The sequence below is a fragment of the Sediminitomix flava genome (assembly GCF_003149185.1).
Classification (GTDB): Bacteria; Bacteroidota; Bacteroidia; order Cytophagales; family Flammeovirgaceae; genus Sediminitomix; species Sediminitomix flava.
The window spans coordinates 1,623,167-1,637,881 of sequence record NZ_QGDO01000001.1; the positions used below are offsets into that span (position 1 = coordinate 1,623,167).

The following is a 14,715-nucleotide window of genomic DNA, read 5'->3' on the forward strand; positions in this document are numbered from 1 at the left end:
GGTACATTTTTCATTTTTGAGAATGTACCGCTTTTTCTTTGTACAGGAATAGCTTATAAATTGAAGTGTTTCGGTACATTTGCTGAAATTATTATTGAAGAAGACATTTTACAGAAACCGATATGCAAATTGAACAACTTTATCAGAAATACTTAGAGCATCCTAATGTGATTACAGACAGTCGTAAGATTGAGGAAGGATGTATCTTTTTTGCTTTGAAAGGAGCTTCGTTCAATGGGAATGAATTTGCAAAAGAAGCATTAGAAAAAGGCGCTGCATACTCTATCATCGATGAAGAAAAGTATAAGAGTTCTGATAAATGCATCTTGGTTGAAAATGTATTAGAATGTCTTCAGAAGTTAGCAGCTCATCATCGAAATCAGTTTGATATCCCTGTAGTTGCAGTAACGGGTTCTAATGGAAAGACAACCACCAAAGAAATTTTATTTCAAGTTCTTTCTAAAAAATATAAAACTCACGCTACTAAAGGGAATTTCAATAATCATATAGGCGTACCACTCACGCTACTTGACATGCCACTTGATACTGAGATGGCATTGATCGAAATGGGAGATAATCATGTAGGAGAGGTTATAGAACTGTGTAAATATGCCAATCCTAATTATGGATTTATCACAAATATCGGGAAAGACCATATTGAAGGATTCGGAAGCTTTGAGGCAAATGTGAGAGCCAAAAGTGAAATTTTTGATTTTCTGATTAAAGCAAACGGAACTGCTTTCATAAACTCCCAAGATCCGATTTTGAAGAATATGGCTAGAAGGTTTGAAAAGCCTATTTTTTACGGTGATGAATACGATTTCTCGAATCTTACATTCTTGGGTGCTAGTCCATTTATCAAATATAAAGACAGACAAGAGACTGTAGTTCAAACACAGCTTTTGGGAGCCTACAATTTTGAGAATATTCAAACTGCATTTTGTCTCGGGAAATATTTTGAGGTAGAAAATAATGACATCCACGATGCAATTTCTAATTATATCCCTGATAATAACCGATCACAATTCTTGGAAAAAGGCAGTAATGCCATTGTTCTAGATGCTTACAATGCAAATCCATCATCGGTAGAAGCAGCTCTAGAAAACTTTGCCCAATTTGAAACTGAAAAAACAAAATTGGTCATTTTGGGGGACATGTTTGAATTGGGAGACATCAGTGCAGAAGAACACAAAAGAATGATTGACATAGCTTTAGAAAAAGACTTAGATGCTATTTTCTGCGGGGAAAGATATACAGCTCATAAAACAGATAAAGCCCAATTCTTTGAATCAAGAGATAGACTCTTAGCGTATTTGAAAAATAATAAAATCGAAAATTCTTTAGTACTTGTGAAAGGTTCTCGAAGTATGAAACTAGAAGAAGTATTAGATTATTTAGGTTAAAAAAAGAAGCCCTTCTAATTTTAAAATTGGAAGGGCTTTTCTATTATTTTGAGCTTTCTACTTTCATATTTTTAATCCACTCACTGATCAGTTCAACACCTTCTTTGTGAGCGAGACTTCTCCCTATTTCAGGCATCATAATTCCAGGATCGGTACTAGCCATTCTATAATGTAAAATAGAGTGTTTAGGATTTCCGGGTACAATATCATAATTCAGATTACCAGAACCCTTTCCTGCAGCTATAGGCGCTTTCAGAATACCTTTCTCCATATTTGTTTTGGCAAACACGGTTAAATCTAAGCCTGATGTTTTAGCAGGTCCTTTAGGATTATGACAATGACCACAGTTTATGTCAAGATATGCTATTGCTCTATCATGGAGTAAAGCGGCTTCATCATCCCATTCCACGTTTGCAGGACGATCATTTTTTTCAACCAAACCATTAAGAATAGCTTTACTTTCAAAATATTCTAGTTGATTGACAGCTTTTTCCTCGTAAACAAAACTACGATTAAGGTGACGTGCTTTAGGACCAATTGGTACAATTTTCTTGTCACTCATATGACAGCTTTTACATTGATTCATATTCGGAACTAGATAATTTACTTGTTTCAATGTTCCGTCATAGTGTGTCCATTCTACTTGCTTTTCAGCTCCAGCGACTTCTAAAAAAGCGTCTGTCTGTTCCTTATTCCAGATATACGACAAGGCTTTCCAATCAGAAGTTTCTTTTATCAGAAGTCTTGTTTCGATAATTTCTTTCTCGCCTTCAGGCTTTCTAAAATCAGTCAGATAATAAAAATTCTTGATAATTACAGCTCCTTTAGGAAAGTCAAAGGTCTCCTCAGGATCATACGTCATGCTTTTTCCATTCGGAAGATAAATAAACCTTTTTTTGAAGGCATAATCAGTAAAAAGAGCTGAGTTTAATTCATAATGGTAAACTTCTGCAATAGGATTTAAATCAGAGATTTTCCCATTGAAAAAGCCGTATTCTGAAAGTTTCAACTTCCCTAAACTAGCAAGTGCAGGATTTTCTTTTGCCTCGTAACTCGCTTTTACAGCTTTAGGACGTTCCTTTTTTGAAGTTTTAGTTTCTTGGCAAGCCACAGTACTTGCCAAGAAAAGTAAGCTTAGTATCGTATTTTTTATTGTTGATTTCATAGCGCAGAACAAGTGTAGTCACTTCCATCGGTTGTGAAGTTTTCAAAATCATTTGCCGCATCAAGACTTACAAACAATGCTTCACCATTGTTCTCTATACAGAAACGATATTGAGGAAGAATTTTCCCATTCTCATCTAGATAATTTTCTGGTAAAATACCATCAACGATAATGTCAGGAATCTCCATTCCCAATTTGACTAACCAAAGGATTCCGAAATCAGACTTTAGCGAAGGAATAGAGTATTCATTACTAAACTGATTTTCTTGAATGGTAATTTGAGAAGGATAAGGATTATATTTTGCATCAGTTTTATAGTTCTGGTCTAAGCCTCTCACTCCACCCGGCAGCTCTGTCTCATCTTTCTTTTCTTCATCTTTAGCCAAAGCAGCTAATATTTCGTAGCTAATTATCGCTAGGTTTACTGTTTTCTGATTGGCTACAATGTTCTTGTAGATATTTACATTTTCGGTAGCTAAAACAACTAAGCCAGAACCTAATGGAATTGTACTTACAATTGAGCCTGCTACGCCAAAATTCGGGCGGTTATTATCATGGATATGGTTATTATAAACACTCACATTTTTTCCTTGGCGCGTAAGCCCAGGGAGATCAAAAATTAGAAGTCCACCTGTGTTGTCGTAAGCCTCATTACCATAAATGGCTACATTTTCGGAATTCTCACTTTCAATCCCTGCCACATTTTGGTAAGCTTTATTATTTCTAATTACCACATTTGTTGATTGCCCAACATAAATTCCTGCATCAGAAGCGCCTTGAGCTTCACATTCTTCAATAATTACATTATTACAGATTACGGGATAAAAACCATAAGCGCCATTTTCCTCCGTAATCTCCCCTGTCCAAGCCACTTTCACTCTTCTGAAAATAATACCATCTGTATCTGAGACTTTAATATTGTCTCCATCGGCATCTTCTACAGTAAAGTCTTCAAGAACAATATTCTCACAATTGGCAATTTTAATTCCTTCAGCGCCTTGAGTCTGACCTTTGAAAGAAAGTACTGTTTTATCAAGTCCTTGTCCTCTAATAATCACCTTTTTCTTGCCATCTAAAATAAGAGATTGACTAAAAAGGAAATGTCCTTCGGGAAGTTCTATAACGGAACTGTCTTCGGCTAAAATAAACTTGGTGATTAATTCTTTTTCTTTGTCCATGTATGACCTTTCTGGGTCGTAAGAGGTAATTTGCTTTTCACCACAAGCTGCGATTAGCCCTATGAGAAAAACAATAGCTAGTTTATGCCATACTTTCATTATGCAGAGTTTTTGGTATAAGAATTTCGTAAAAAAATAGCTAGGAAGCTCTGAGATCGATTCACTAATTTTAGAAGAGTATCAAGAAGAATCAATCGTTATTTAAGATAAAATTTATACCAATAAAAACCTCAAAATTTTTGAGTTTTATAGGAATAATACCAAAGCTTTCACAGAATTCAGTGAAAAAAAGTCTGTACACAAAAATATAAACAAGACATAGAGACTACAGTTCAATCCCAACAACTAGCATGTCATCTGTTTGAGATGCATCTCCTTTCCATTCATTAAACTCCTGATCTAATAGCTTTCTTTGCTCATTCATTTCATAATGAGAAACATTCTCTAAGAATTGAATAAACTTAGTTCTCAAGTATTTTTTATCTAACACTCCTCCAAACTGGTCTTGGAAACCATCTGAGTAAAGGTAAAATTTATCTCCTTTTTGGTAAGTAGCAGTAAACGTATCAAAGGTCTTATTACAAGAATTTTGATCCAGTACTCCTCCTATCGAATATCTGTTCCCTTTTAACAAGGTAGAATCACCTTCTTTAGGTACATATAAGACTGTGTGTTTAGCTGCTGAGAAAGTAAATGTCTGATTCAACTCATCAAAAAGAAGAATGCTAATATCCATCCCATCTGGAATATTACCATGAAAAGTACTATTGAACTGACAGTCTAATTCTGACAAAATATTGGATGGTCTAAGAATCTCTTGTCTTAAAATAATCTGATCAAGAATAGAATGTCCGAGCATCGTAATCAAAGCAGCAGGTACACCATGTCCTGTACAATCAGCTACAATCACTATTCTGTATTGATCTTTCTTTGTTACCCAAACAAAATCACCTCCTACATCCGCCATAGGACGATAAAGTATAAATGCATCTTCTAAGTATTCTTTCATTCGACTTTCCAGTGGTTGAAAGTTCTCCTGAATTTTCTGAGCATACTTCATACTCTTATCAAGCACACTTTTCTTAGAAGAGAGATTTACAAACTGAGTTGTTGTTTCTATCTGATATTTATTCAAAAGGGTATTTTGTGCTTTAATTTCTTTATTCTGCTCAGATGCATGTCTTCTTACTTTTAGAAGTCGCCCTTCATAGATAAAAATGAACGTGAAGTACATCTGAATGAATACTGTAAAAGCGGCAAATTCATGTATTTCCCTCAATGGGATAGGGATTTCATTCGGAAATGAATAAATATCTAAATGGCTTACAATATTTACATATGCTAAAATCACCACCGAAATAATAGCATTTATAATCGCTTGTTTCTTCCCCAAATACCATAAAGCACTTGACGTAAGTGTGATAAGGGAAATTAAATAAGGAGATTGTGAACCACCACTAAAAAATATAAATGTAGTGTAGAGCACTAATACAGCTGCAGTCATAAAATATACGACTGCCCTATAGCTGACTTTATTATTAAAAATATAAACAAGAAGAAACGATACAGCAATACCATAAACCATAATAGCTTTAGAAGCTATATGGAATTCTAAATACGCCATAACTGTAGAAAACACAAGGCTATAAAGAATTGCACCTATAAGATCATAGGTTAAAACTTTTACTTTGCTTTCTAAGATTTCTGGATCGATAGTATCTGAATATAGATGCTCTTTGAGCCTATAATACAGCCCCCTCATTCAACTTGTTTGTTATTGTTCTAGTAAAACCCCTTTAATTTTCACAATATACTACCTAAAACGGTTTATCATAGTCTTCAGATAATACAAAACGGGATTTATTGAAATCTTTTTATAAATACAAAAAGAGCTTACTCACTTTACGTAAGTAAACTCCTTTTGATGAATCTATAATAAATCTATGGCTTACAGCTCTTTGAAGAAGTCATTTCCTTTGTCATCACAGATGATGAATGCAGGGAAGTTTTCTACTTCAATTTTACGAACAGCTTCCATTCCTAATTCTTCGAAATCTACGACCTCAACTGACTTGATATTCTCTTTTGCCAAGATTGCAGCAGGTCCACCTATAGAACCAAGGTAGAATCCTCCATTTTTTTCACAAGACTGACGAACTTGATCAGAACGGTTACCTTTTGCAAGCATAATCATAGAACCTCTCAACGCTTGGAACTCCCCAACATAAGGGTCCATACGTCCTGCTGTTGTTGGCCCAAATGAACCTGAAGGCATCCCTTCTGGAGTCTTAGCTGGTCCAGCATAATAGATTGGGTGATTCTTGAAGTATTCGGGCATCGGCTCACCATTGTCAATCATTTCCTTGATACGAGCATGAGCAATATCACGAGCTACGATCAAAGTACCTTTCAAGTTCAAGCGAGTTTTGATTGGGTATTTTGTCAACTCAGCCAATACTTCTTCCATTGGTCTGTCCAAGTCAATCTCAATCGCTTTCTCCATTTGTGGTTCAACTGCAGGAAGATATTTTCTTGGGTCTTTTTCCAATTGCTCAACGAATAATCCTTCTTCAGTGATTTTCGCTTTGATGTTACGGTCAGCTGAACAACTTACACCAATTCCGACTGGACAAGATGCTGCGTGACGAGGCAAACGAATTACACGAACGTCATGCGTAAAATATTTACCACCAAACTGAGCACCAATCTGACTCTTCTGACAAATCTCTTGGACTTTCTTTTCCCACTCCAAATCACGGAAAGCACGTCCATGCTCATTTCCTGTTGTTGGTAAATGATCAAAATACCCTGCTGATGCTTTTTTCACTGTAGCAAGGTTAGCTTCTGCTGAAGTACCACCAATCACCAAAGCCAAGTGATAAGGAGGGCAAGCAGCAGTACCCAAATCCATGATATGGTCTTCTACGAACTTAGTTAAGCTGTCCTCATTCAAAAGAGCTTTTGTCTTTTGGTATAAGAATGTTTTGTTAGCAGAACCACCACCTTTAGCTAAGAATAAGAATTCGAATTTGTTTCCTTTTTCAGCGTAAATGTCAATTTGTGCAGGAAGGTTAGAACCTGTGTTCTTTTCTTCGAACATTGTTTGTGGCACTACTTGAGAATAACGAAGGTTACGCTCTTGGTAAGTATCATAGATACCTCTTGAAAGGTGTTCTGCATCTTCAGCATTTGTCCACACGTTCTCACCTTTTTTAGCCATTACGATAGCTGTACCAGTATCTTGACAAGATGGAAGTTTACCTTCTGCTGCTGTAACTGCATTTTGCAAAAGCGTGAAAGCAACGAAACGATCGTTATCTGTTGCCTCAGGATCTTCCAAAATGTTTGATAGCTTTTGAAGGTGAGTTGGTCTCAAATAGAAAGAAACATCGCTCATAGCTTCTTTTGCCAACAACTCCAATCCTTTCGGATCTACTTTCAAGATTTTCTTTCCTTCTACTTCAATTGTAGAAACATATTCATTGCTTACAAGTCTGTATTCTGTCGTATCCTTTTCTATCGGATAAGGCTTCTGATAAAAAAACTCAGCCATCTTCGTATTATTTATAGTGTTAGTATGTGTCTTATAGAATCTACTCTATTTGAAAACAAATATACAAGGGTAGTTTGTTTTCGTTTTATCGATAGCAAATATAATTTTTATTAGGAAAATTTCTTGGTGAGGTATGTCATAAGAATATAGAGAGATGGGCAATTAAATTTCATGCTGACTTCAGAAAAAAGGTCTACCCTTTAGAGGTAGACCTAGCAGACATCAGTTGAAAGAGTTAGGGAGTAAAAAATGATTTATAAAAACTCTTTCGAAGAATATTATCTGAGAATCACTTTCCTACTTTCTGAATAATGGTCATCTGCCATCACTCTGATAAAGTAAAGTCCCTTGCTTTGGTTAGAGATATCAATATCAGTTTCCACATCAGAAGTATGTTCATATTGTTTTTTCACCAATACATGACCTTGTTGATCGAGAACTTCTAATAGAATCCATGCCATTTCTGTATGATGGTGAATACTCACATGAAAATGACCATCGTTAGGATCAGGGAAAAGAAACAATTCATCATTGCTATCTACTTCATGAGCATATTCCAAATCACTGTATTCATATGTATTCATTCTGCTATTATTGGCCTGCACTCCAATAGCACAGCTTTCTGAAAAATCTCCGTACTCACCTTGATAACTCGCTTTTACAGCTATATCATAAAACTTACCGCCTTCTACAGGAGCACTTATCAAATCTTTAAACTTGAAAAATGGAGAAGTAGAATAATGTGTATAATCATAACCATTCTCAGCATTTACAATATGAAATTCATAGCTATCAGCATATGGAAGCGGTTCAGCCCAAATCAAATTCTCTTTGGAAAAGCTTTGTGTACACTGATTTGCCTTCATGAACGTGTTTAAATTTGGAGAAGCTGTCGAGATGTAACATGTATCTGTAAATTCTCCATTGTAATAAGGACTATTTGCTTTTACTTGAATTCCGTAGGTAGTATTTGGCAAAATCTCTACTCCCATTCTAACAAGCTGAGCAGAAGCAACTGAAGACTGATAAACCGTATCAATCCCTAATTCTTGATTGAAAATTCTAAAATCATAATCTCCTGCTGCCCATACACTATTTGCTTTTAGGTAATCTGAAGCCACTAATTCATCTCGTCCACAATCATTATCAATAAGCGTTGTATTGCCGTCTGGTCGATACGTGATAATTCTACAGACTTTACTGTATTCACCCTCCAAATCTTGAACACGAGCTTTTACATCTATGTAATAATCCTTATTCGGAATTACTGCCTCAGCTAAGTTTTTAATTTTCAGAAAAGGGTAAGAATTGGTATATTCCTGATAATAACCGATATCATCGTTTCGTACTCGGAATGTATAACTACTAGCGCCATCTACAGCTTCAGACCAAAGCATATTGTCTAATGTTACCCCATAAATTCCACAGTATTGATCTTTCAAATAGGTTGGAGGCACTTCTAGTTTTGCTGTCCGAATTGTAGCTACTTCACCAAACTCTCCATCGACCTCTTCTACGACAGGCTTAACTTGAATATGATATCTCGTTTCCTCTAAAATTGATTCTCCTAGAACTCCAAAATGATGAAGGCAAGTATGATTATTCTGACTAACATAGGTTGAATCAAAGCCAAGTGAATCATTCCATAGCCTAAAAGCATACTGATCCGCTCCATACAAAAACTCTGACCAGATAGCTGTTTTTTCACTTACACTATCCATCCCGTTTACCTCTGCTTTCATTTGAATTACGGGTAAGCTCTCGGTATTGATCAAATAAGGTTCAGAGTAAGCCTTTCCAAAATTAGTAACAACCCCTACTTTCACACCATATTCAGTTTGGTACAGCGTGTTTGGAGTATCTTTCAGAGAGAATTCTCTATTTTCACTAAAAATGGTATCAGATATAGATAAAGCTTCATTTTCCAATATGAACTCCCAACCTATTGCATTAGGATTATCAATAGCTCTAATAATTTGATCCATATTAATGACCTCATTGATTTCAACTCCTTCTATTTCACCAATAGGCAGCGGAATAGTTCTGATTGTACACTGAATATTTCCCCATGTATTATGATGAGAAGTTACTACTTTAACCCGTACTGAATACTCTGTATTTGCTTCAAAATCTAAATTGAAGTCGGATAAGGAAAAGAAAGTACTATCGACACCCCGTGAAACCACCTCTGTTTGATTAGTTGGCGATGTGATTTCTACGAAATAAGCTGTAGCCCCCGAAATTGGGTCAAAAAGTAGAGGCTGATGATAAGTCACAGAATCAATATCACAAGATTGATCATTCAACTTAGCTAGTTCTCCAATCGTTGCCATCGTTATAGAACAAGTATTACCCCAAGCTGTCCATTGATCTTTCACAAATGCTCTAACTCGCACTTGATATACCATTCCAGGATATAAAATTTCTGGTAGTCGGTCTGGGTAAAAGTATGGAGAAACAGCCGTATAAATGATATTATAATCTATAGCTGTATTTATAATTTCAAACTCATAAGAAGTAGCACCAATAACTCCTTCTGCTTTAACCTTCTCATTAAACAAAATATGTTCTACATCACAATAAGCTGTTTCTAGTTGGGTATCCTGCCAACCTTCAGACGTAAGAGAACATTCTTCACTCCAATCACCTACAAACATTCCTCCTATTGTCACCCTTGATTTGATCGCATAACTTTTAGCAAAAGTTGCCATCGAGAAATTCTTAAGCTTAAAATTTCGATTTCTTGCCGTATAAAACTGTACGCTATCGGTTTGGGTATCTCGGAGTGCAAAATCATAACTTGTAGCATTCTCAATAATTTCAGCAAACAAATTATCATTCAAACCTACTTGTTCTTTTCCACAATCTTCCGTTCTGAGCATTGCTCCTCGAATACTCAAATCCGTTTGCATTTCATGCTCATAGGCTCCAATATCTATCCGTCCACCTTTTACACGACTTGTATTTGATAGATCAGTAACCATATTTAGATGACTAACATCTCGCCCCGCATCAGTTGCTAAAGCATATTCTTGAAGGCGATAATCATCCGTTGAAGGTTCTACAAAAAGTCCATCCAAATCGGATTGGTAATAGTTATTTGAGTCAAGATAAGCAGCATTATGCACATAATTTCTACTGATAAGCAAGTAATCTCTATCGCTTCCATATTGTGTAGAAGTGGGTGCTACAATTAAGTTGTTGTAAAAAATATCTGTAGTACTATCAATTCCGAGAATACTCTTGTGGTTCTCCATTCTCAAACCAAAATTCCCCGTACTTACAATCGTATTATTCACAAATTCATAGCCCTTTCGTCCTTCTTCTGCATCATAGTCATTTGCATAAATACCATCAAAACCCGAATTAGCTACAAGGTTATTGTGAACCTGTACATTCCCTACTCCTTTGATTTGTACTCCTATTCCAGAACCTCTATTAATAATATTGTGGTGGATATTTCCTTCAGACTCCCATCCTAAGTATAAACCTGTATTCTGGAAAATTTCATCTTCCAAGCCATAGTCTAAGATGGTATTATTCCATATTTCACATTCTTCAATCACTCGATTGACCTGAATACCATCCCAACCCGTTCGTTCAACCTTATTATCATAGATTTTTACATCTCTCAAAAAGTGAGGATAAATACTGTCATTTTCACAAGCAATCGGGTCGCCTGTATAACCTATATACATTCCTTCTCCGCCTGTGTCATGAATGTAACAGTCATGAATTGAGAGATGCTCCATTGAGAAATTTCTTCTCCAAGAATTAGGAATATCACAAGAAGGGTCTGCTTTGGCTACAATACCAGCGAAAGGAGTGTGCGCAATTTCTACGTTTGCAATTTCAAAATCGGAAGATTCCCCGTGAATGTGAATACCACTGGGTGCGGCATTTCCACCTTTTCTAAAACCATCAACATCTAACTTGATCCCGTATTCAAAAGAAGCATCCCCTGTACCCAACAATCTGAAATGTTCACTATTGACAATGTCTATGGTATGAAACCATGGCTGATTTCCCAAGATCACTTGCCCTCCACAATTCTGTATGATTACAGGTTGAGAAGCCGAACCTCTAATATTCTTAATATTAAGATCAGAATATTGCCCGGCTTGCAAACATATTTTATCTCCAGCCTTTACATCTAGAATAAGTTCTCCAGCTATGGTAGAACTCGCGTCTCCATTTATTACCGTAGTACCTTGAGGCACTAGGTGATCACATCCACAATCTTGACCATAGCCAACAACATGGAATATCACAGTCATAAAAAAAAGAAAAGGTAGAGTTGATAAGTTAGTCATAGGTTAATAGATAGTTGTTCAGATTAGGTCAAATCTTAAAGACAAATGTATCCTTATCTACGTGTTATATCAAGCTAGGGTGTTGTACGTTGAATGAAAGAGCTGTACTGAATTCGTCTGAAATGAATCGTGAGAAAATATCTTCAAACAAAAATGTTTTTCCTTCTTAGATGTGATTTTATAGAGCTAAACCAACGCATTTGCAGTGTTACATGAATATAATCCTAAAAAATAAAGAGAGCGTTAAAAAATGAATCTAAAATTACAATGAGATTATAGAAGCAAGCACAAATTCTTACTACTAAAAGAATTCATGCTAAGAGCTATAAAAAACAAAAAGCATCAATACCTATTTGGAATGATGCTTTCGGGGAGTTCTAATTCTTTATTGACCAATTCTTACAAAGAATGTACTAACTCTTATACGCTGTTACGACAATAATGTTTTAAGTAATTGTTATTTTTTTAGACTTATTTTCAATTTAATAATCAGGGAGTTCCTAAACCTGGAAGATATTCATAGAGGTGAAACATCTTGAAAATTGTAGTTGTCACCATCAGTATTAATAGCCATTTCACCCAAGTGCTCGCCTGCGGATGAGAAATCACATACTTCCCAGCAAACCATGTTCCTCCTATTTGTCCTAGTGCCAATAAAATGGCAAATACCCAATCCACTTGACCTTTCCACAAGAAAACGAAAAACACAGGTAGAGAATAAAGCGATATCACAACCATTTTGAGTGCGTTTGAATGCACCAAATTCATCTTTTCTAATTTTGATAAAGCTACAATCATCAAGATTCCAATCCCTGCCTGTACAAACCCTCCATAAAAGCCAATGAGTAAGAAAATAAAGAAGGATAATGGGTTAAACTTTTTCTTCTCTCCTAGTTTATTGATTTTCTTCTTCACCTTTGCTTTTTGTTGTGGCATCAAGATATTCGCCAACACAAACAGCATCAGAAAACCAACAACTTTTTCTAATAAACTTTTATCGATATCAGCAGCTACCAAAGCTCCAGCGATTGCCCCGATCAAAGTGGCCAAAAGAATATAGAAGCTACCATCTAGTTTCAGTAATCCACTTTTATGAAAAGTATGAGTACCTAATACATTTTGTACCAAAATACCTAGGCGATTACTACCATTGGCCAATGGGGCTGGAACTCCATAAAATAATAAGGCTGAAAGTGTAAATATTGAACCGCCTCCTGCCAAGGTATTAACTATACCAGCAGCAAAACCAGCCATGACAAAAGTAAACCACTCCGCAAGGTTGAAGTGTAAACCCTCGATGAAATAGTGCAGATCGAATTGCATGAGAGAAATCGTAATTGGACTGTCTTATTTGAGTATTCAAAACAGACTAAGCCCTAATCTTTGGGTAATGGGTTAAGGGATTTATTCACTGAGTATGAATATTAATGGAAATCATTGCTCAAGCGTTGTCAAGTTAACTATATTTGCTCTCATAAATTAATCGATATTCCAGAAGATGTTACAAGTTACATATATAAGAGAAAACAAAGAGACCGTAATTGCTGGGCTCCGAAAAAGAAATATCGAAGATATCGAAGCAATCATCGATAGCGTCTTGGAGTTGGATGACAAGAAGCGCGCAACTCAGAAAGAAAGAGACGATGCACAAGCTGCTGCCAATAAAAAATCAAAAGAAATTGGAGGCTTGATGCGTGAAGGTAAAAAAGAAGAAGCTGAAGCTGCAAAAGCGGAAACTTCCGAATTGAAGTCTCGCGTAAAAGAGTTGAGTGAGCAGTTTTCTCAATTGGATCAAGAATTAAAAAATAAATTATACCATATTCCTAACGTACCTCAGCCAATTGTTCCTGAAGGAAAAAGTGATGAGGATAACGTAGAAGAATATAGAAAAGGAGAAGTTCCTACACTAGCTGAAGGTTCAGAACCTCACTGGGACTTGATCAAGAAATACGATATCATCGATTTCGAAATGGGTAACAAAGTTACTGGAGCTGGTTTCCCATTCTATAAAGGTAAAGGTGCTCGTTTACAACGTGCTCTTGTTAACTTCTTCTTAGAGAAAGCAGTTGAGAAAGGGTATCTTGAGGTACAACCTCCAATAGTAGTAAATGAGGCTTCAGGTTACGGTACTGGGCAGTTGCCAGATAAAGAAGGACAAATGTATCACATCGGAAAAGATGAGTTGTATTTGATTCCTACTGCTGAGGTGCCAATCACAAATATGTTCCGTGACGAAATTCTTCGTAAAGAAGATCTTCCAAAACGTTGTGTTGGTTTCACGCCATGTTTCCGTAGAGAAGCAGGTTCATGGGGAGCTGATGTAAGAGGCTTGAACCGTCTTCACCAGTTCGACAAAGTTGAAATCGTGAACGTAACAAAGCCAGAAGATTCTGAAACAGCACACAAAGAAATGTGTGATTATGTAGAAAGTCTATTGGTTGAGCTAGGACTTCCATACCGTAGGTTATTGCTTTGCGGAGGAGACCTTAGTATAAATGCAGGTCTTTGCTACGACTTTGAAGTTTATTCTGCTGCACAAGAGCGTTGGTTGGAAGTAAGTTCTGTAAGTAACTTCTACAACTACCAAGCTAATCGCTTGAAATTGCGCTATAAAGATGAAAACAATCAAACGCAATTGGCTCATACTCTAAACGGTAGTGCACTGGCATTGCCTCGTATTTTGGCTGCTATATTAGAGAATAATCAGACTCCAGAAGGAATCCGTATTCCAGAAGTACTAGTGCCATTTACAGGTTTTGATATGATTAACTAGAAGAAATATCTGATAATCTAGATATATAGAATCAGTTTCGTGTTCTCCTTTTAGAGGATTTGAAACTGATTCTGTGTTTTTTGGACATTGGAAAAAAAAAGTTAACACAACGGAAAAAAGTCATTCCAACTTTTGTCAGATTATAATTTTGTGTAACTTGCACCTTCGTTAAACGACTAAGGAGTACGTTCTTTTATTTCTTAGGTTTAAGAAAATCAGATTCTGACATTACTTATTGTATTTGAGGAATCTTTCAAAGCAAAAGTATTGCTTTATTTCAGGTAATATAATAATTTTGCACTCCGAAAATCTGGAGTAAGATTATTGATA

Annotated in this window: 8 protein-coding genes; 2 read left to right on the forward strand and 6 right to left on the reverse strand. The window is 36.1% G+C overall.

Annotated features, from left to right (window positions below):
• Positions 1 to 122 precede the first annotated feature (122 nt).
• Entirely contained in the window at positions 123 to 1,403 is a 1,281-nt protein-coding gene (locus BC781_RS06330; RefSeq protein WP_109616362.1) for a UDP-N-acetylmuramoyl-tripeptide--D-alanyl-D-alanine ligase, read from the forward strand.
• A gap of 43 nt (positions 1,404 to 1,446) precedes the next feature.
• Here BC781_RS06330 and BC781_RS06335 read toward each other — a convergent pair whose 3' ends face one another.
• The 6 genes from BC781_RS06335 to BC781_RS06360 form a co-directional block, all read right to left on the reverse strand.
• Positions 1,447 to 2,568: an SO2930 family diheme c-type cytochrome gene (locus BC781_RS06335; RefSeq protein WP_109616363.1), complete on the reverse strand. Its 1,122-nt coding sequence runs from the start codon at positions 2,566 to 2,568 to the stop codon at positions 1,447 to 1,449.
• Positions 2,565 to 3,845 carry a parallel beta-helix domain-containing protein gene (locus BC781_RS06340; RefSeq protein WP_109616364.1) on the reverse strand — a complete coding sequence of 427 codons (1,281 nt, stop codon included), beginning with the start codon at positions 3,843 to 3,845 and terminating at the stop codon, positions 2,565 to 2,567. Before BC781_RS06340 ends, BC781_RS06335 begins: the two co-directional genes overlap by 4 nt.
• Positions 3,846 to 4,071: 226 nt before the next feature.
• Positions 4,072 to 5,508 carry a PP2C family protein-serine/threonine phosphatase gene (locus BC781_RS06345; protein ID WP_109616365.1) on the reverse strand — a complete coding sequence of 479 codons (1,437 nt, stop codon included), beginning with the start codon at positions 5,506 to 5,508 and terminating at the stop codon, positions 4,072 to 4,074.
• Positions 5,509 to 5,694: 186 nt separating this feature from the next.
• Positions 5,695 to 7,299 carry a fumarate hydratase gene (locus BC781_RS06350; protein WP_109616366.1) on the reverse strand — a complete coding sequence of 535 codons (1,605 nt, stop codon included), beginning with the start codon at positions 7,297 to 7,299 and terminating at the stop codon, positions 5,695 to 5,697.
• A gap of 278 nt (positions 7,300 to 7,577) precedes the next feature.
• Complete coding sequence (locus BC781_RS06355; protein WP_158281411.1) at positions 7,578 to 11,576, reverse strand: right-handed parallel beta-helix repeat-containing protein; 3,999 nt, start codon at positions 11,574 to 11,576, stop codon at positions 7,578 to 7,580.
• Between the two features lie 525 nt (positions 11,577 to 12,101).
• Positions 12,102 to 12,935, reverse strand: a complete 834-nt coding sequence (locus tag BC781_RS06360; RefSeq protein WP_109616368.1) for a sulfite exporter TauE/SafE family protein — start codon at positions 12,933 to 12,935, stop codon at positions 12,102 to 12,104.
• Positions 12,936 to 13,110: 175 nt separating this feature from the next.
• Between BC781_RS06360 and serS the strand changes: the two genes are divergently transcribed.
• Positions 13,111 to 14,385 carry a serine--tRNA ligase gene (serS, locus tag BC781_RS06365; protein WP_109616369.1) on the forward strand — a complete coding sequence of 425 codons (1,275 nt, stop codon included), beginning with the start codon at positions 13,111 to 13,113 and terminating at the stop codon, positions 14,383 to 14,385.
• Positions 14,386 to 14,715 lie beyond the last annotated feature (330 nt).